We start from the raw sequence: 18,212 nt of genomic DNA, 5'->3' as shown, positions 1-18,212 counted from the left end.
TGGTTGAGCGGAATTTGTGCAGCTTGTGGATCAAATCTGTTTGCTCGATGCAAACCTTCGAAGTCCCAGCGGCACAATTTCGCCTACCCGCAGAATCCTTCCCCTTCCAGTGTCCTCTCCTCGATTTCAATTTGTTCAATTTGGACTCAGTTTCACTGTAGCGGGTTTGTTAAAGTGAATTATTTTCAGCTTGCAACCGTGTTAATCACAGGGAGGGTGTGCTGAATTGACCGCATGCAAAATGCTCCCCAAAGCCTTTCAGAACCAACGGTCGTTGGTCCATAGTCGACTCACTTCATCCACGAATTTTATAAACGTACTTACTGATTTTCATTGGCCCTACTGCCCACTTTATGTCAGACGTTACTCAAATTCTTAATCGGATTGACGAAGGAGATCTCTCGGCTGCAGAGGATCTTCTTCCGCTGGTCTATAATGAGTTGCGAAATCTAGCGAAATATCGGATGCAGCAGGAGCGTGGAGATCATACGCTTCAGCCGACAGCTCTTGTTCACGAAGCCTACTTGCGGTTAGTGAAAAATGGTGATTCAATCCGATGGGAATCGCGTGGACATTTTTTTACCGCAGCTGCCAATGCGATGCGCCGTATTCTGGTTGAAGCGGCCCGTGCAAAGGCCTCTCAGAAGCGCGGCGGAGAGCATGTCCAAGTTGAACTGAGTGATTTTCCAAATCCCAGTACGGAACAGCTTCGCGACCAGTTGATCGAACTCGACGGAGCATTGACTGTGCTTGAATGCGAAGATTTCGACGCTGCCGAAATCGTCAAGCTTCGCATGTACGGAGGTTTGTCCGTAGAAGACGCAGGGAAAGTTCTGGGGATGTCCCGTTCGACCGCATATGAAAACTGGAACTACGCCCGCTCCTGGTTCGCTGTCTATATTGAAGAGGCAAGAGAATCGTAGCCTGGGCTCTCATTGCGCCGATTCCGCATCAAGTCTTGCTGATGATTGAATGAAGCTGGTATTCTGGCTTACCAGACGCAGTTGCGTTTTATGAGTCACAAGAAACTGCTGAGTGGTCGTGTCGATGTTTCGGAATATTGTTTGTTTCATTCTAGTCTGCAGTTCGTCCTCGTGTCTCGCTGCCGATGTCCCGACTTTTGAATCGAGCGGCGTCGCAGCGATCCTGTCTCGTCGCTGTTTGAGTTGCCACAATGACAGTGAGAGAAAGGGGGACTTCTCGCTGCAATCAGCGAAATCTCTGGCTGATTCCGGAATGGTGATCAGCGGTGATCCAGAATCGAGCCATCTCTTGAGCGTGATTCAAACGCAAGATGGACAGGCTCCTCGAATGCCCAAGGCAGCTGATCCGCTCACGGAAAAAGAAATCGAAGCGATCAAGCAATGGATTCAGCAAGGAGCACATTGGCCTGAAGCTTTTGAACTGAAAGCTGCGCAGGTTGAGAGCTTTGACTGGTGGTCCTTTCAGCCTCTTGAGCGGCCAGAAATCCCAGCGGTTGTCAAGTCAGCAGGTTCAGAAGAGTGGATGGATCATCCGGTTGATGCGTTTATTCTTCAGGCTCAGTTGGAAAATGGTCTCACACATTCAGAACGGGCAAGCAAACGAACTTTGATCCGGCGGCTCACTTATGACCTCACTGGACTTCCCCCAACGCCCGAAGAGATTCGAGCATTTCTGGCGGAGACTGGCGATGATGCGTACATCAAACTCGTTGATCGTCTGCTCGATTCGCCCGCCTATGGGGAGCACTGGGCACGTCACTGGTTGGATGTCGTCAAGTACGCTGATACGTGCGGGTACGATAAAGATAAGCTGCGTGAAAATGCGTGGCCGTATCGAGATTACGTCATCCGTTCTTTCAATGAAGAGAAGCCGTATTCAAAGTTCGTTCAGGAACAGATTGCTGGCGATGTTCTGTTCCCCGGTGAATCAGATGGAATTCTGGGATTAGGATTCATCGCTGCCGGACCTTGGGATTTTATTGGACATGTTGAAGTCCCCGAGGCCAAGCTAGATGGAAAGGTCGCGCGGAATCTGGACCGGGATGATATGGTCAGCAACGTGATGAATACTTTTTGCAGTCTCACAATACAATGTGCCCGATGCCACAACCATAAGTTTGATCCATTCACTCAAGAGCACTATTACAGCTTGCAATCAATCTTCGCTGCTGTGGATCGAGCTGACCGGAGGTACAACACATCACCGGAAATCGAACAGCAACGGCAAGAATTGAATGCACAGGTGCAAGCTAATCTGGAAGCACAAAAGCAACTCAAAGAGGAGATCGAAAAAGATGGTGGAGTTGAACTGAAGCGACTTAACAGGGAGATCAAATCTCTGGAGCAACTAGCTTCACCGAAAGAGAAACAACCTCAGTATGGATACCATAGCCAAATCCATCCACGACCAACGGTTGAGGATTTCAAAGAGTCAAAGTGGGTCCAAATCGATCTCGGGCAACCGGTCGAAATCAGCCAACTGGTTCTGCATGCGTGCCATGACAACTATGCCGGAATTGGCTCTGGGTTTGGTTTCCCTGTCCGTTACCGAATTGAAGGGGCTCTTCGCGTAAAGGATTTCGCGAGCGATTCTGATTCGCTGCTCCTTGTTGATGAAACTGCAGAGGATGTCACCAACCCAGGGTTACAACCAGTAATTCATTCGGTTGCCAAAAAAACTGTCCGTTTCATCCGCATCACAGCAACAAAACTCAGCGAAAGGAAGAACGACTACATGTTCGCGCTTGCTGAGTTGGAAGCCTATGATACTTCAAACAAGAATGTCGCATTGAAGGCAAATGTCACTGCGTTGGATTCGATTGAAGCACCAGTTCGCTGGGCGAAAAACAATTTGACGGATGGGATCTGGGCGAAGTCTCTCAATTCAGAAGCTGAAGCAAAACTGGCCGCTGCGACCAGACAACGCAGTGCGATTCTGGCAAGGATCAATACTTCCGAGCGACAATCCAGAAAGAATTTGCTCGAGGCAGAAGTTAAAGATTTCAGGAAGCGACTCGCCGCGCTGCCAACTGGGGAAATGGTCTATGCAGCGACGACGAATTTCAAACCTCAGGGAAATTTCAAGCCGACCGCAGGAATTCCACGGCCGGTTCATCTGCTCCATCGAGGAGACATCGATCAACCACGAGAAGTCGTTTCTCCAGGGGTGGTCCCTCTAAAGTTTGAGGAGCCTTGGGAATTGCCGCTCTCCCCGAATCATACCGAAGGTGAGGCCCGAGCTGAGTTCGCGAAATGGGTGACTCGTCGCGACCATCCACTCACGTGGCGTTCAATTGTGAATCGGGTTTGGCACTACCATTTTGGAGAAGGGCTTGTTGCTTCGCCGAATGATTTTGGACGTATGGGGCAACTCCCTTCGCATCCCGAGTTGCTCGATTGGCTGGCTGTTGAATTTCGAGATGGCGGGCAGTCTTTCAAAGAGCTCCATCGGTTGATTGTTACGAGTGCGACTTATCAGCAGGCTTCGACCCATAGTCTTCAGAATTCCAAAATTGATGGCAGCAACCGCTACCTTTGGAGAATGAATCGCCGTCGACTCACAGCTGAGGAACTTCGCGATTCGATTCTTGCAATCAGTGGGCAACTCGATAGAACGCCCGGTGGGCCGGGAGATCGGCTCTTTGTACTTCAGCGGCCAGAACACTCACCGCACTACGAGTACCACTTGTTTGATCCTGCAAAAGCGAAGCGGCACCGTCGCAGCATTTATCGTTTTGTTGTTCGATCGCAGCCCGATCCCTGGATGACCGTTTTCGACTGTGCGGACTCCTCGCAAAGTACCCCTAAGAGATCCGAAACTCTCACTGCCTTGCAGGTACTCTCCCTGATGAATAACGACTTTAATCTCGTGATGGCTGAGAGATTTGCTGAGAGGTTGGAAGCGGAGAGGGAGTCGATTACAGATCAAATTAAACTTGGAATGTTCTTGACGACAGGGCGCGAGGCCACTGAGCAAGAAGTGCAGCTTTTAGTTGCGCATACCAGGAAGCATGGTCTCGCAAACAGTTGTCGTCTCCTGCTGAATTTAAGTGAATTGATGTTTGTCGATTAGCCCTGTCGAGACTGTGAATTGCAATCTTCGTCATGCCTCACACATTTCAACTTTCAACGCGAAGTGCCTCAGGAATGTTCTCACACCCCCTTCTTGATCGACGAAATTTTCTGCAACAGGGAGCTGCTGGATTCGCCTCTTTGGCGCTGACCAGTCTGCTGCACGATGAAGGAGTTCTGGCTAGCCAATCAACAAACCTTGAGACAGGAGGTGCAGTTCAGGTCTTGCATCAACCTCCTAAAGCAAAGCAGGTGATACAACTTTTCATGGGCGGAGCCGCCAGCCATATTGATTTGTTTGATTACAAGCCGCAACTTGAAAAACATCATGGTGAGCCCTCTGACTTTGGGGAGCGTGTCGAGCTGTTTCAGAATGGAAATGGACCATGGATGAAGTCCCCTTTCAAGTTTCGGCCGTATGGTGAGACCGGAAAAATGATCAGCGACGTCGTCGCACCTCTGGGGGCGTGTGTCGATGATATGGCCTTTATTCACAACATGGTCGGGAAAACAGGAGTGCATAGTCAGGCGACCTATTTACAGGCGACGGGATTTGATCGTCCAGGATTTCCGGGCATGGGGTCATGGGTCTCGTATGGATTGGGGACTCTGAATAATAATCTGCCAACGTTTGTTGTCCTGCCCGACCACCGCGGCTTCGCCAGCAACGGGCCGAAGAATTGGGGCGCGGCCTTCTTACCTGCAAACACTCAAGGGACAGCGATTTTTCCCCAGAGAAAAAATCCGATTGACGATCTCACACCGCATGCTGACTTCATTACGGCAAAGAGCGAAAAGGATGGGCTGGAGCTTTTGAATCGCTTGAATCGTGAATTCGAACAACAGCGTCCCGGAGACTCTCGGTTGGAAGCGAGAATACGTTCGTATGAACTGGCTGCCAAAATGCAGTTGAGTGCACCCGAAGCGATGGATCTCACCCAAGAGCCGAAGCACATCCTTGAGATGTATGGGCTCGACAAGCCTGGCTCAACCTATCCGGATGAAATTAATCCACCAGAAGAAATTGAATACTTCGGTCGCAAATGTCTGATCGCCCGAAGATTGATTGAGCGAGGAGTGCGATTTGTGCAGGTCTGGTCCGGAAACGATAACAGCTTTCCTCGCCGAAACTGGGACAGCCACGAAAACATCGAGCGAGATCACAAACCGCTCGCCCTCGGCATGGCGACTGGAGCAGCGGCGCTCATTAAAGATCTCAAGCAGCGTGGTCTACTGAACGAAACACTTATCCTTTGGACAACAGAATTCGGGAGAATGCCATCCACACAAGGAAGCCAAGGCCGCGATCACAATCCATTTGTCTTTACGAATTGGCTCTGTGGAGGGGGCATTAAACCAGGGGGCTCGTACGGACCTTCAGATGAGTGGGGATACAAACCGCTAGACCGAGAGAATCCAACACTGGTCCACGACGTACATGCGACCATCCTCCATCAACTCGGCATCGATCACCGAAAATTGACGGTCCGCAACGATGGCATCGATCGCCGATTGACAGATGTTCACGGTCACGTCATTCAGGATTTACTCTCGTGACCCATCGTCGCTGTTTGATCGAATTCAACGACAACTTGAACTCTTGCTCCGCATGGAGTTCTGGAAATCCGAATGGTGGTTTGGTGAGAGCCTTCAGATCAATCTTCGCTCATGTCTTTATTGAAATCTGAGGGACATGATTTGAAAATTAGCCTCTTCGAAATGAAAGTCAAAGTTCAAGAGATATTGATGAGTCAACCAAAAGTTGCCGACAAGCAGTCTCTGCAGTGCCAAGTCTCAGCTGTGGTAAATGTGACCTTCACGGACACAAGAAACACGAAAGTGTTCTAGAACGGCTCATACTCACGTTGAGTGATGCATTGTTGAGGTGGCAATTTTCTCTTCAAACCGAGAATTCAGACATTCCTGTGTGATATCCGACGGTCAGATTGCGGATTTGTCTATACTCTTGGAAATTCTGGGGCAACTTTCCTGCATATCGGTTGCGAAATCAAGCAGATTTCGCAACATGATGGTCGGGAAGAGCGCTGACGGGCAAGGCAACTCGACTCTTTCCCCGGCTATTGATGTTGCAGGATATTGCAGAGGGAAACGTTTTTCACCGCAACCAGAATACACTCAGACAGTAGAAACACTCAGGAGACAGTAAGAATGTCGACAACGGAAGCACTTCCTTACAAAGTTAAGAATTTGGATCTGGCCGAACTCGGTCGGAAAGAAATCGAAATCGCCGAAGTCGAAATGCCTGGCCTCATGGCTTTGCGCAAAAAATACGGTGAGAGCAAGCCTCTCAAAGGGGCACGCATCGCCGGTTGCTTGCATATGACCATTCAGACTGCAGTTCTGATGGAAACACTCATCGAGCTTGGAGCTGAAGTTCGTTGGTCAAGCTGTAATATCTTCTCGACTCAGGATCATGCCGCTGCCGCGATGGCTGCCGCGGACATCCCGACCTTCGCCTGGAAAGGGGAAACCGAGGAGGAGTTCTGGTGGTGTATCGAGCAAACACTCTTCTGGCCAGATGGACAGCCTCTCAACATGATCCTGGACGATGGGGGAGATCTCACCTCTTTGGTTCACGAGAAATATCCTGAACTTCTTCCCGGGATCAACGGACTCACCGAAGAGACGACGACTGGGATCAAAGTCTTGCGTAAGCTTGTTAAAGAAGGCAAGCTGGGCGTCCCTGCGATCAACGTCAACGATTCCGTCACCAAGAGCAAATTCGACAACCTCTACGGTTGCCGAGAGTCGCTCGCAGATGGAATTAAGCGTGCGACCGATGTGATGATCGCTGGTAAAACGGTTGTCGTTTGTGGCTATGGCGATGTTGGAAAAGGTTGCGCGGATGCAATGAAAGGGCTCGGAGCACGTGTGATCGTGACCGAGATCGACCCGATCTGTGCCCTGCAGGCAGCGATGGAAGGTTTTCAGGTCAGTACGATGGAAGACGTTGCCAATGAAGGCGACATCTTTGTCACAACAACCGGTTGCCTCGACATCATCTGTGCAGAACATCTGGATCAGATGAAGCACAACGCCATTGTTTGCAACATCGGTCACTTCGACTCAGAAATTCAGATTGCGTACCTGAACGGACGGTCTGACATCGAGAAAATTGTCATTAAGAAAGACTCCGATGTCGGTGGTCCGGTTCACAAATATGTGTACCCCGATGGCAAAGCGATTCTGATCCTCGCAGAGGGTCGACTCGTGAACCTTGGCTGTGCCACTGGACACCCGTCATTTGTGATGTCAAACAGTTTCACAAACCAGGTCTTGGGACAAATCGAACTTTGGACCAACGTCGAGAATTACGAGAAAAAACTCTATGTTCTTCCAAAGCAACTCGACGAAGAAGTCGCCCGTTTGCATCTCGATCAACTCGGTGTGAAGTTGACCAAGCTGAACCAGAAGCAGGCCGACTACCTCGACGTTCCTGTTGAAGGTCCTTACAAAGAAGACTACTACCGCTACTAAGAACAGCGAGCAAAATCTCCCGGTTCGAGTTCATCCACTGAGCTTTCGAGATGTAGAAGAGGTTTTGTTGTAAAGCGGAAAAAACGACGGGAGCAGGCCCTCCCGACAAACTTTTCAACTCTGATTCCACAGCGGGTAACCGTTTGGGGAATCAGAGTTTTTTTGTGCCCAGAGCAGTTTGCTTCACCTTGTGCCGGTGCAGCGCGCCTCCATTCGAGAAATAGGATAAGGAAGTTTGAAAGATCCTTGAGATCACGTACAGTTTGTACCTGTGTCTCTCTCTTCAAGTTTCTGGAATCGATATGAGTCGAAAACCAATCGTGGTAGGCTGTCTCTTGAGTGGAGGGTTGATCGTAATCGGTTGCAGTGGATTCCTCTTTTGGCTGAACTCACTAACAACTTACTCGGTAGAGGCCTATCGATCTGTCGATGTGATTGCTGGAAAAAACGAAGATAGAATCAAGCTGCGGCTATTTCCTGTGACCTTCGATGATTGCACCATCGAATTCGAATGGTACACCTATGACAACGCCGATATCACCGCCGGGCCGTACAAATTGTTTATCGTTGTGTCTCCTCGTGTGGAGTCTCTCACAGCAGTGAACATCGCCGAGGTCGAGATCATTTCGTCCACCGAAACAACACATCAACTAAGCCGAAAGAACGGGCCTGTTATATCGGTCCCGATCCAGCCAGCAATGACTATTGGCAGTGGGAAATCGGAATCTGCCCTACACTTTTCCCACGCAACCGGCGAAGAAATTGCGACACGCGTGACCATCGAGTTCGTTCATGGAGAATCGACGAGAACTGAAACAATCGAACTTCAATGGCAACCGGTGACACTCGAAATGTGGTCATCGATTGTCTTGTTCACAGTTACGAAAGGCAGTTCGATCGCGTCATGGGAACTTTCTGAATGTTCCAGTCAATTCTATTGAAACCGCTCAGGGTCATTCAGTTTTCGATCAATGATGCAAGCTGTGAATGCGCCAGAAAATCTTGGATGAGTTTCTAAGCTGGTGGTGGGTTTTGAGTTGATGTTGTCTGATTGTCTGGATGGCGGATGTTTTCAACAGCCACGGTCAGGGCACCGGTCAGCACTGATGTTGCAGTTCCGATCCAGAGGAATGTGTACCCTTGCTTTCGAAGTGCCGGGCCATCGCAGCCGGCCCAGACTTTTTTGTTGACCGCATCGGCAGCCGACTTGACTGTTGCAAGTGCATTGGTGAAGTCTTCGTGTTCGGGGTCCCAGCAGCATCCCAGGTCCGCGGATAAATCGTACGGTCCGAGGCCGAGCGCGGTCACAATTGGATGAGCTGCAATGGCATCGACATTCTCGACACCGGTTTGCGATTCGATTTGTGGGATCACAATAAAGTGATCCTCGAACTCGGACTTCCAGGTTTGATAATGAAAATTGGGCAGCCAATAATTTCCCATGCCTCCCGGTCGGCGTCGACCTCGTGGCGGCATGCAGATCGCCTGCTCCACCTCGTCAAGTTGAGTCGTTGATTCAACTGAAGGAACCAGAATTCCACATGGTCCCAAGTCGATGACACGGCGTACGATACTCATCTCGCAAGAAATGGTGCGAACAAGAACCGGAAAGTTTGCGAGTCGGCCTATCTGGCAAATGTGGGAGACCAACTCGTCTGAAAAGTCACCATGTTCCGAATCGATGACCAGGTAATCGAGTCCACTTTTCTGGCAGATCTCCACTAAAAACGGCCACGCATGGTCCGTTGCCATCAATCCGACGACCGGTTCATCTGTTGCCAGCTTCTGTTTCAGTTCTCTTCCCGTCGTCAGCATTGAGGACTTCTTTACTTCTTGAGGTGTTGATTGAAAAAGTGGATTACGGTTTCGCGGAGATCTTTCTGCTTTGGCTGAAGGTGAAAGCTGTGCGGGGCTCCCTCGATGATGATCAGTTCACTGGGGGCTTGAGAAGCTTGGAGCTTTTCATGAAGGATCTCTGACTGCTTCACCGGAACCGTTGTATCTTTCGTTCCGTGCAAAATTAGAGATGGGGGATCATTCGCGTCAATCCAGGTGACAGGAGAAGCCTGTTTGCAGATTTCTTCGTCTGCATCGGTCAGTCTGTTCTCTCTCTGTTTCGCTTGAACGACCAGATCGTGAACACCATACATTGGGACGACTGCCTGCACTCGGCAAGAGAATTCTCCGTACGGTCCAGTGGCGTCGAGTCCATCCATTTCGTCAACATATGCCAGCACCGCTACCAGATGTCCACCTGCGGAACCACCGATCGCTCCGATGTTTTCTGGATCAATGTTGTACTTATCAGCATGTTTCCGCAAAAAGCGAACTGCGGTTTGACAGTCGTGCAGATTGCCCGGCCAAACTTCATGCAGCCGAGTTGCCAGATCACCGTTCTTTTTCGCCAGTCGATAGTTGATGCTCGCACAGACATAACCCGCCGCCGCCAAGGTTTTGCCGATATTCTGCTCGCGCTTGGCTCCCTTGTCGCCTCCAAACCATCCACCACCATGAACGATCACAATCGCAGGAGTTCGTGTTTTTGATTTGGTGGCAGGAAGATACAGGTCCAGCTTTTCAGAGCGATCTTCGCCGAGATAAGGAACATCTTTGATTATTCGAACAGCTGACTGTTCGGATGATTTTTGTTGCGATTTTAAAATCGCATCCCCGAATGCAACGCCCTTCAGGTAATACGTTTTTCCCGAGCCGAGGTAATGGTAAGGTCGATCGTTGCCAACTTTCTCCCACTCTGCTTTTTGTTCGTCGGTCCCTTTCCAATAATCCTTCAAGTACAAATCATGGGCAGCTGTGTCGTAATATTCTGCGGTCGGAACGAAAATGACGTTGCCTTTAAGATCGTCAAGTTTAGCTGTGTTTGCCTGAGCAATTTGGAAGTCTCCACGATTGGGGATTCCGCCAGTACTGAGTTCACCGATCACAAATGGCATCTCGGGAGAATTTAAATCTTTGCGGACATCGCGAATAAACTTACCGAGCCACTCTGTGTAATCTTCGTATTTGTTCTCGCGTAGATCACGATTGATAATGTCGTTAAATCCCTGATGCCAGACGAAGCCTGCGATTTCGATATCGGCATCTTTGAGTTCGGGAAACCGGGTGGGGATCGCTGCGAGTTCTTCCTTCGCATGGCGAATCATCTCACGGTAGTAGTGTCCGTACTGTTCCTTGACGTTATTGAGGGTTGTTTCCGGGTTGCGTTTTTGCAAACGTTCTAACGTTGCATTGAGTTCAGATTCCGATGGCGGAGCACTGGGAGGACGGAAGTCGATCGCGAGAGATTTCCCACCCCAAGCGATTTTAATGAGCAACACTGGTGAGTCGATCGCATTGCCGATGGTATGACCAAACCCGAATTCAGGGCCGATAGAATTCTCTCCCTTGGTTCCATATCCGACGGTCAACTGTCCATGCTTGGCCCCACGCGCCTTCGATGGATATGTGATCCAAACATCGTCCCGAACTCGCCAGTCCTCTCCGTTCTTCAAGCTTGCGTATGTTGGTTTGATCAGCGGGTCATCGCGATATGTGTCGAGGTGGAGCGGGTTCCCCTTCCCTTCCATGTTTGATTGACCGACAAGAAAATAGACCTTGACCGTTTCTGCATGTGCGAGAGTTGCAGAGGAGAAGAAAGCCAACGTGAGCAGGAGCAGGAAGCAGGGTTTTTTCAACGAATAGAGCAGAGGGAAAAGCAGTGAAATGGGCATAGAGTCGTGGTCCCGTTTCAGGAGAGGAATTCAATGGACATCGTTGACGAATTGATGCCACAGATTCTACACCGTGAACCAGAGAAAGCGGAGCGTGCGATAAAAATCAGAGCCAGTTACCAGTTTCGTTGCTGAGCGATCGAGATGTTCTGAGCACATAACGAACCAATGAGCATTGCGTTGAAGAACATCTGCTGCATTAAGCACCAGGCACAAATCACACCTGCGAGAATGGCCCCGATCTGGGCAGCAAGGCGTACGCCATTGCGGGGGCTGAAGTAGGTGCAGATTTCACGGCAAACATTCCCCCCATCCAGTGGAAGAATTGGGAGCAGATTAAAAACGCTCCAGACGAAGTTCACGATGAGCAAATATCCTAAGGCCTGATCGAGGACGTGAAATGATTTCGGAGACATCGACCCCTCAATGAAAGACATCCCAAAGCTGAACGCCAGCGCGACGGCGAACAAAGTGAACCCCGCGCCCGGCCCGGCCAGTGTCACCGCGATGGACTTTGTGCGTGTGTATCGAGAGTCTGGTTCGTACATCGCCAAACCCCCAAAATGATAAAGCAGGATTCGCGGAGTATATCCGAACGCCTTAGCAACCAGAGCATGACCAAGCTCGTGGACCAGCACGGAAACAAAGACGACGACCAACCAGGCAATGAAATACTCCACGCCCGATTTAACTAAATCGAACCCGAGTAACGATCCCAGCAACCAGAACCACGCCGAAACTCGCACCGGAATGCCGAAGAGGGTGAATCGAAAATCGTAGGGTGTTGGAGCAGTTGAAAGCATTTGAGAGGGATCGGCTTTGAGTGGGACTTCAGAGGTATTCGTAGCTGATATTGAGGGTAAGTTTTTTATCAGGGGGACTCGGAGGGACGCAGATTCAAATTGAAATCGTGATGTTGAGACGAACGGGATCGGTTAGATTGACTCTCAAGATTTTGAATGGATCGACAAGAATGAACTCAATTCCTGTTCGTCAGTTCCTGTGAATTCTTAGCCTTTATTGCGTCTCGATCACGATTCCGTTTGGTGTTATGAAGCAGCGGCGGGTCTACAGGTGGACGGGAATCCAGCGTTGTTGCTGACCCGGTCCCGGCTTCTGCTTTTCCTGCCAGGGGATTTCTTCGTTTGCTTCGGCGTACTTCACGATTCGGGTTTTGAAATCGGTCGAAATCTTCCGCAGTAAATCGCGTTCACTTGATGCGGTGGCGGTGATTTCTGGTAAATTCGAGACGATTCCAGTCAATGTTCCATCATCCAGTTTGCCGATTAAAACATGGCAATCGTAGACTGGAACAGATTGATCGTCTGAATGAATCGGTAAATCTTGCATCAGGAGACCTTCCTGCAATCACAATTGAACAACACACTACTCCATTTACTCCACAAGCTACATGTTGAAAGAGATGGCGAGAAGTGACTCCTTTGAAATCTTTTCAGAATCTCATCTCGATTTGAATGGCAGAGAAGAAAGATCGCTTCTTTCCCTATCAGGCATTCTTTCCTAGAATTTACGCAGAAGCCAAGACTCACGACTTTTCCTGATATCAAATTCACTGTTTATCACTTGCTTCTCAAATCAAAAATTCCAACGATTCAAAACATTTTTCGGCCCATGTTGGCCGCTTCAGATCGGGAGGTATCGATGAACTTTGATGATCGACTCAAACGCGCTATTCAACGTGGCGTCAAAGATAAAGATGAACGGACTCGTGCTGAGGTCGAGGAGAAGCTTTCGCTCGATCAGCTGAGGACGATGCACTCTGGCTTTCGACTGGAGCTGTCAGAGCACGTCGAGGAGTGCATGAAACGACTGGTCGATCATTTGCCCGGGTTTGAATACCAAACTGTCCTCGGTGAAGATGGTTGGGGTGGTCGACTGACGCGGGATGATATCCACCTCGTCCCCGGGAAGTCCCCGGAGTCGCGATATAGCCGATTCGAGATGACAGTCTCTCCGTTCACCCCGACAGCCATTGTTGAATTAGTCACCAAGGGGACGGTTCGGAATCGAGAAATTATGAACCGAAAAAACTATCAGAAGGTCGATGATTTCGACGTCGAGTCATTTCGTGAAATGATCGACTTGCGCGTCTTGGAATTTGCAGAACAATATTCGAAGACTGAGTGATTCACTCGTAAATGGGATTACTTTTACCCAATTGCAAGAAAACCCTTACTCGCCCGGTGGCTCGATTTCAACATCTTGCCACTTCATCGCCTGGTGCATCGGTTCGATTCGCAGGACGACGATTCCGTCCTGAAAGAGCCGGACTGTCCCTGTCGATTCAGAGATTGCAATCGCAATGGAGTTCGTCGCTTTCGAAATGGCAGCTGCCGCCCAGTGTCGAGACCCAAGACCTTTCGAAAGTGTCAACTCTTCTGCGGGAGCATCGAGGATTCTTCCGGAACCCATCACGCAGCCATCAGAAGAGATCACAAAGGCCCCGTCGATTTGAGCAATTTCCTTGATGCTCTCTCGTACCCGTGGGCTGGTGATCATTTTCTCTTTCTTCGCGTACCCACGAAATGGATCGTGAATCCCCTCGTGGGACATCTCCATCACCTTGCGATGGTTTCCCACGACGAAAATCGTGCCCACTTTTTTCGCCTCTCGACCTTCTCGGCCGATTTCGACTGCCAGGTCAACAACCTTCCGCAATGTTTGCAGTGGAACCTGTGTTTCCAGTCGTTGTAAATCCCGAGTGGTCAGTCGTGCTAAATGTTCGCTGAGATTGATCACGCTGAGGGTATCGAGGTTTTCTCTTTCAAATCCGGAATAGATTGCGACAACGCGGTCTCCAGTTTGGACCAGATCGTCAGCGATCGCTTCCAGCAGAGACTGACTCAGTTGGACCTGTCGAGTTTGCGGCTCGTGATTGAGTGGGACCAGCGTGATCTCATCGACTTTCACAGCGTCCTGAACTTCCGGCAAGTGTGACGCAACGATAAGGGGGATTCCCCGCAGGAGTTTTTTGACTTCGCTAAAGTCGTATTCGGCCTCGGCGAGCAGGATCACTGCCTTGCATTCTGTGTCGTTAGCTACCTTCCGCGCAGCTTTGAACAAGCTGATCAATGAGGCGGGAAGATCGACACGTGGCATAATCCTTGACCTTGGATAAATTTCCAATATCCCAATCAACCATCGCGATGAGCTCTTCGACAGCCGTGGCACACTTTCTGCTAGATTTGTGAAGTGTAGGGAAATTCTGCCAACCGTCAAACGTCCAAATTTCGTTGTGAGTTCGTTGTGAGATAGCTTACAAACCGAGCATCAACGCTCTGCCGGACTCTCGTCGTTCGCAGTAGAAATCTTCCGTCGGCTGAGAATTACTCACCTCGAAGCGTTGATAAAATTGGCGTTTTTACTGCGGCACGCACGGCAATGACTACGGAAACCATCCCCACGAGAAAGACGGCGACTAACAGGAGCAGTAAGCTTTTCCACGGCACGTCAGCAACTGAGCCGATGAGGTGGGGAGCCATCGCGAGCAACGCAGAGACCGATCCGAGGACCAGTCCACACAGCAACAGGAATGCGTTCTCGTAGACAACCAGTTGTCCAACCTGCAATTGACGGAACCCAATTGCACGCATGAGTGCCAATTCTCCGCGCCGCTCCAGAACGTTTCGCAACATCACTGTCGCGAGCCCGATCGTTCCGAGGAGTAATCCCAATCCCCCCAGTGTCTGGAATGTTGAGAGATACGTATTCTGGACCGCCAGGAAATTCGACAAGCGGTCCGAGACCAGTTCCGCATCGAAGCCGTAGTCCCCCAGGTTCGATTCCAAAATCGCTGAAACCTCATCTGCCGCCGTGACGGGAGTTTCGATCAGAAAATATTGAAACCCGGTTTGCTGTGGAAAGACTTTCTTGAAGTTCGATTCGGACATCACCAATACACCCTGGAAAACACTGTTCGCGAACATGCCGACCACTTCCAGAGTCTCCTCAGCAGTCTCTTCCTCTGGAACAATGATGGTTTCGCCGATCGCCTTGTGAAGGCTGTACATCAGCGTGTTCATGTCCCCTAACACAGGGATGTTTCCGGATTCGAGCGGTTCGTTCAACAGTTCCCATGGATGTTCACCCGGTGTGTCAGCAAAGCGGAAACGATTCTTCTCGATGAATTCCTGTAAAACATCGTCCGGAATTCCGAGAACTGTCGGGAGTTGCGTTTGATACAGATTTAAGCAGCTTGCATTCTCGCCCGGCTTCACGCGAAACGGCATGACCGTTGCCTGATCCAGAATCGCATTCTGCTTTTCATTCAGAACATCAAAGCCCAGTTTTGAACGACCTTCTTCAGTGTTCAAATCATTCAGCACGGGGATGTTTGTTTCTGCAACGAGGGTGAATCCCCCATTTCCCGACTGTGCGACCGGTTCCAAGCCCGCAGGATTTTGCTGCCCTGCCCCGACGGCGACGATGATAAACGTTGCCGAGGCAATCAGGCTGGCAGTCATGACGCTTCGCTGCCGATTGCGGGCCGCATTACGAAGTCCTAGTTTTGCTCGAGCGACCGAGACCGCTCCTTGGATTTTCACGGCATCGTTTGAGCCGAGAACGGCTGAGATGGCAGCGAGTCCACTTACCAGCATGCCTATGCCAACGACAAAGAACAGCACAATCTTCCATGAAAACCCGCCGAAGGCTTCAATATCTGGAATAAGGCCAGTCAGCATCGAAACCAGCAGTAACATGGAAACTGTAAATGAACTGATCGCGACCCATTTCGAAAGCCGATTCTGTGCAGCGCTCGCCAGTGCTGTCCCGGCGGACTCTCCGTTAAGCAAGCTTCGCGTCGATTGCTTTCGCGTTTGCCACAAGACTCGAAATACGACTCCAATTGCCACGACAACGGTGATCAACAGTCCGGTGATCAGGCTACCGGGCTGAATAGACAGGAACAGGAATTGTGTTCCAATGGCTCCGTACCACCAGGTTTTTAAGCCATATACCATCACCCCCGCATAACAGACGGCAGCGACCGAGCCCAGCACGCCACCGATCAGAACCAGGATGGTTCCCTCTGATAGAAACAAGCGACGAACTTGCTTGGGGGTTAAGCCGAGGGCCAGCAGCAGGCCAAACTCGCTGAGCCGGGTTTCAATCCCCAGTCGAAACAGCAACCCGACAAGAATGATGGCAGCGAGGATCAGGAAGAAACTGAATCCAAGAAACAACCCGGTAAAGTCTGTTGTTCCTGCAGAAGCCTGGAGGCCGACAGCTTTGATCGGCTGAACAATTAACCCAGTGCTCGTCGGCTTCAAGCTGCTGAGAAATTTCGCTTCGAACTCCTCTTGAACTTCCGCCAGTGGTTGCCCATTTTTTGGAGCAAATCGAACGGAAGTTAAGTTTCCGTATCGACTGTTCCAGATGCTTTGAGCAGTTTCCAGCGATGTGAAAATCTTCGGTGTGGTTCGATAATCGTCCTCGCGATCGGTTTCAGTATTATCCCAGTACAAATCATCGCGGTCGGTGATCATATCCTCTTTGAGTGGGAACGGTTGTCGCCATTGGCCGTACGTTTTTGCATCGGTCACCCCCGGGACATTAGGCGTGAACCCGGTATCGTCGGCCACACCTTGCAGCTTCACAATTCCAGCAACCTTGAACGAAGCCTCGTCTTCTGGAAGTTCCCCACGGTCCCCAACGACATGGTATTTCACCTGAATTGAGTCTCCGAAACCAACCTCAAGATCTTTCGCAATCCAGTCATTTAGATAGACTTCTCCCGGCTTCAGCTGAGTCGATTCTCCCTGAAATTCAAACGGACCGAACGGCTTGGGCAAAACCGGATCGATCCCTGCAATGATGGAATACATTGAGTATTGATCAGGGTTTTCAGGATTCCAGATTTCGTTTAACAAATAGACGAGCACCGGAGAAACGGCTGCATCAATTTGATTCGCAGCTTCTATCGCTTGCTCGGACAGCGAGTTCTCCAGAATCATCTGCTCACTTTCGAGAGACAGGTAACCATGCTCTTGGTTTTCGACAATACGCAATGCTAAGTCACTCAGCGAGACATGCTTGGCGATATCGCTAGTGAGTTGTTCAGCCACGCCGGGTAGAATGCTCTCTCTCGAATTCTCTTTCATTGAGAAGAACATCGCATTGATGCGAGCCGGTTTGGCGATCGGATTACGTCGCGAGCGCCGGACTTCAGCGAGTCCTGTTTGTGACTGAAGATCCTGCAGATTTATAAAGAGGTTGAGAGGGATTTGTTGCGAGGGATTCAATCCGAATCTGCCTAATCCCGATTCTTCGGGAGCAATCGCAGAGACCGTTAGCACCAATTCGGTGACCGTCTCTTCGCGGTCTCCTAACAGCGAGTCACGCGGAATCGATGCAGGAATCTCGACAATGACTGAAAGTTGATCTCCCAATGAAGCTGAGATTTGATTGGCGACTCGTTCATTCAGTACGACTTCTCCCTCTTCGGGAGCAGCGATGTCGTTTGTTTCGAGCATCTCCCACAGTCGTTGATCTGTTCCGACAACCTGCACCTGTCCGGCCCGCAATGTTTTCGTTTCTGTTTCTGGAGTGTCGTTCGATGCATCTGCAGGAAGTTCGTGAACGACCGATCCTTGCATAATGATTGCGGGAGCAACGCGAACATCGTCGGACTCAACGTCATCAGCAAGGTGTTCACGAAAGAATCTTACCCCGGTGATGGCATGGTCGATTTCTCCCAGACGATCCAGAGACATCTGTCGCAAGCTCTCCCGCACGGAGTCCCCCACAACCAGAGCGCCCCCGATCACAGCCGTCGCTGCAATGACTCCCAGAACGACGGCCAAGTTCGTCCGCCAGTAATAGCGGAGGCTTTTCAAAAGCAGACTGCGGACCTGCATCAATCGACGCTTTCTTCACAAGTGCTACGGAAATAATGAACTGATATTAGAGC

General features: G+C 50.3%; 12 protein-coding genes. 6 read left to right on the top strand and 6 right to left on the bottom strand.

Annotation, left to right across the window (positions count from 1 at the left end):
• Positions 1–353: 353 nt before the first annotated feature.
• The 5 genes from Mal48_RS19160 to Mal48_RS19140 all read left to right on the top strand — a co-directional run bounded on the left by Mal48_RS19160 (position 354) and on the right by Mal48_RS19140 (position 8,494).
• Positions 354–923 carry an ECF-type sigma factor gene (locus Mal48_RS19160; protein ID WP_145203427.1) on the top strand — a complete coding sequence of 190 codons (570 nt, stop codon included), beginning with the start codon at positions 354–356 and terminating at the stop codon, positions 921–923.
• Positions 924–1,047: 124 nt separating this feature from the next.
• Positions 1,048–4,056: a DUF1553 domain-containing protein gene (locus Mal48_RS19155; RefSeq protein WP_145203424.1), complete on the top strand. Its 3,009-nt coding sequence runs from the start codon at positions 1,048–1,050 to the stop codon at positions 4,054–4,056.
• A 74-nt stretch (positions 4,057–4,130) separates the two neighbouring features.
• Positions 4,131–5,612 (top strand): DUF1501 domain-containing protein, encoded by a 1,482-nt coding sequence (locus tag Mal48_RS19150; protein ID WP_145206397.1) that lies wholly within the window; start codon positions 4,131–4,133, stop codon positions 5,610–5,612.
• A 612-nt stretch (positions 5,613–6,224) separates the two neighbouring features.
• Entirely contained in the window at positions 6,225–7,553 is a 1,329-nt protein-coding gene (gene ahcY / locus Mal48_RS19145; protein WP_145203422.1) for an adenosylhomocysteinase, read from the top strand.
• Positions 7,554–7,855: 302 nt separating this feature from the next.
• Positions 7,856–8,494 carry a hypothetical protein gene (locus Mal48_RS19140; protein ID WP_145203418.1) on the top strand — a complete coding sequence of 213 codons (639 nt, stop codon included), beginning with the start codon at positions 7,856–7,858 and terminating at the stop codon, positions 8,492–8,494.
• A gap of 73 nt (positions 8,495–8,567) precedes the next feature.
• Here Mal48_RS19140 and Mal48_RS19135 read toward each other — a convergent pair whose 3' ends face one another.
• From Mal48_RS19135 to Mal48_RS19120, 4 genes are all read right to left on the bottom strand, one after another.
• Positions 8,568–9,368: an HpcH/HpaI aldolase family protein gene (locus Mal48_RS19135; RefSeq protein ID WP_145203415.1), complete on the bottom strand. Its 801-nt coding sequence runs from the start codon at positions 9,366–9,368 to the stop codon at positions 8,568–8,570.
• Between the two features lie 11 nt (positions 9,369–9,379).
• Positions 9,380–11,281: a sialate O-acetylesterase gene (locus tag Mal48_RS19130; RefSeq protein ID WP_145203412.1), complete on the bottom strand. Its 1,902-nt coding sequence runs from the start codon at positions 11,279–11,281 to the stop codon at positions 9,380–9,382.
• Positions 11,282–11,397: 116 nt separating this feature from the next.
• Positions 11,398–12,084: a site-2 protease family protein gene (locus Mal48_RS19125; RefSeq protein ID WP_145203409.1), complete on the bottom strand. Its 687-nt coding sequence runs from the start codon at positions 12,082–12,084 to the stop codon at positions 11,398–11,400.
• Positions 12,085–12,349: 265 nt separating this feature from the next.
• Positions 12,350–12,631: a hypothetical protein gene (locus Mal48_RS19120; protein ID WP_145203406.1), complete on the bottom strand. Its 282-nt coding sequence runs from the start codon at positions 12,629–12,631 to the stop codon at positions 12,350–12,352.
• A gap of 312 nt (positions 12,632–12,943) precedes the next feature.
• Between Mal48_RS19120 and Mal48_RS19115 the strand changes: the two genes are divergently transcribed.
• Complete coding sequence (locus tag Mal48_RS19115) at positions 12,944–13,429, top strand: hypothetical protein (RefSeq protein ID WP_145203403.1); 486 nt, start codon at positions 12,944–12,946, stop codon at positions 13,427–13,429.
• Positions 13,430–13,474: 45 nt separating this feature from the next.
• Here Mal48_RS19115 and Mal48_RS19110 read toward each other — a convergent pair whose 3' ends face one another.
• Entirely contained in the window at positions 13,475–14,401 is a 927-nt protein-coding gene (locus tag Mal48_RS19110; protein WP_145203399.1) for a DNA integrity scanning protein DisA nucleotide-binding domain protein, read from the bottom strand.
• 227 nt (positions 14,402–14,628) lie between these two features.
• The gene (locus tag Mal48_RS19105) at positions 14,629–18,159 is read right to left on the bottom strand and encodes an ABC transporter permease (RefSeq protein WP_145203396.1); all 3,531 of its coding nucleotides are present in this window, start codon (positions 18,157–18,159) and stop codon (positions 14,629–14,631) included.
• Positions 18,160–18,212: the final 53 nt, after the last annotated feature.

This window comes from Thalassoglobus polymorphus (genome assembly GCF_007744255.1).
GTDB lineage: Bacteria > Planctomycetota > Planctomycetia > Planctomycetales > Planctomycetaceae > Thalassoglobus > Thalassoglobus polymorphus.
Note: the sequence above shows the minus strand (reverse complement) of the source record. Positions and strands in the feature narration are given on the sequence as shown.

Excerpts from the sequence above, each read along its gene's own strand:
- Mal48_RS19160 (WP_145203427.1), top strand. The coding sequence starts at position 354 with ATGTCAGACGTTACTCAAATTCTTAATCGGATTGACGAAGGAGATCTC.
- Mal48_RS19155 (WP_145203424.1), top strand. The coding sequence starts at position 1,048 with ATGTTTCGGAATATTGTTTGTTTCATTCTAGTCTGCAGTTCGTCCTCG.
- Mal48_RS19150 (WP_145206397.1), top strand. The coding sequence starts at position 4,131 with ATGTTCTCACACCCCCTTCTTGATCGACGAAATTTTCTGCAACAGGGA.
- ahcY (WP_145203422.1), top strand. The coding sequence starts at position 6,225 with ATGTCGACAACGGAAGCACTTCCTTACAAAGTTAAGAATTTGGATCTG.
- Mal48_RS19140 (WP_145203418.1), top strand. The coding sequence starts at position 7,856 with ATGAGTCGAAAACCAATCGTGGTAGGCTGTCTCTTGAGTGGAGGGTTG.
- Mal48_RS19135 (WP_145203415.1), bottom strand. The coding sequence starts at position 9,368 with ATGCTGACGACGGGAAGAGAACTGAAACAGAAGCTGGCAACAGATGAA.
- Mal48_RS19130 (WP_145203412.1), bottom strand. The coding sequence starts at position 11,281 with ATGCCCATTTCACTGCTTTTCCCTCTGCTCTATTCGTTGAAAAAACCC.
- Mal48_RS19125 (WP_145203409.1), bottom strand. The coding sequence starts at position 12,084 with ATGCTTTCAACTGCTCCAACACCCTACGATTTTCGATTCACCCTCTTC.
- Mal48_RS19120 (WP_145203406.1), bottom strand. The coding sequence starts at position 12,631 with ATGCAAGATTTACCGATTCATTCAGACGATCAATCTGTTCCAGTCTAC.
- Mal48_RS19115 (WP_145203403.1), top strand. The coding sequence starts at position 12,944 with ATGAACTTTGATGATCGACTCAAACGCGCTATTCAACGTGGCGTCAAA.
- Mal48_RS19110 (WP_145203399.1), bottom strand. The coding sequence starts at position 14,401 with ATGCCACGTGTCGATCTTCCCGCCTCATTGATCAGCTTGTTCAAAGCT.
- Mal48_RS19105 (WP_145203396.1), bottom strand. The coding sequence starts at position 18,159 with ATGCAGGTCCGCAGTCTGCTTTTGAAAAGCCTCCGCTATTACTGGCGG.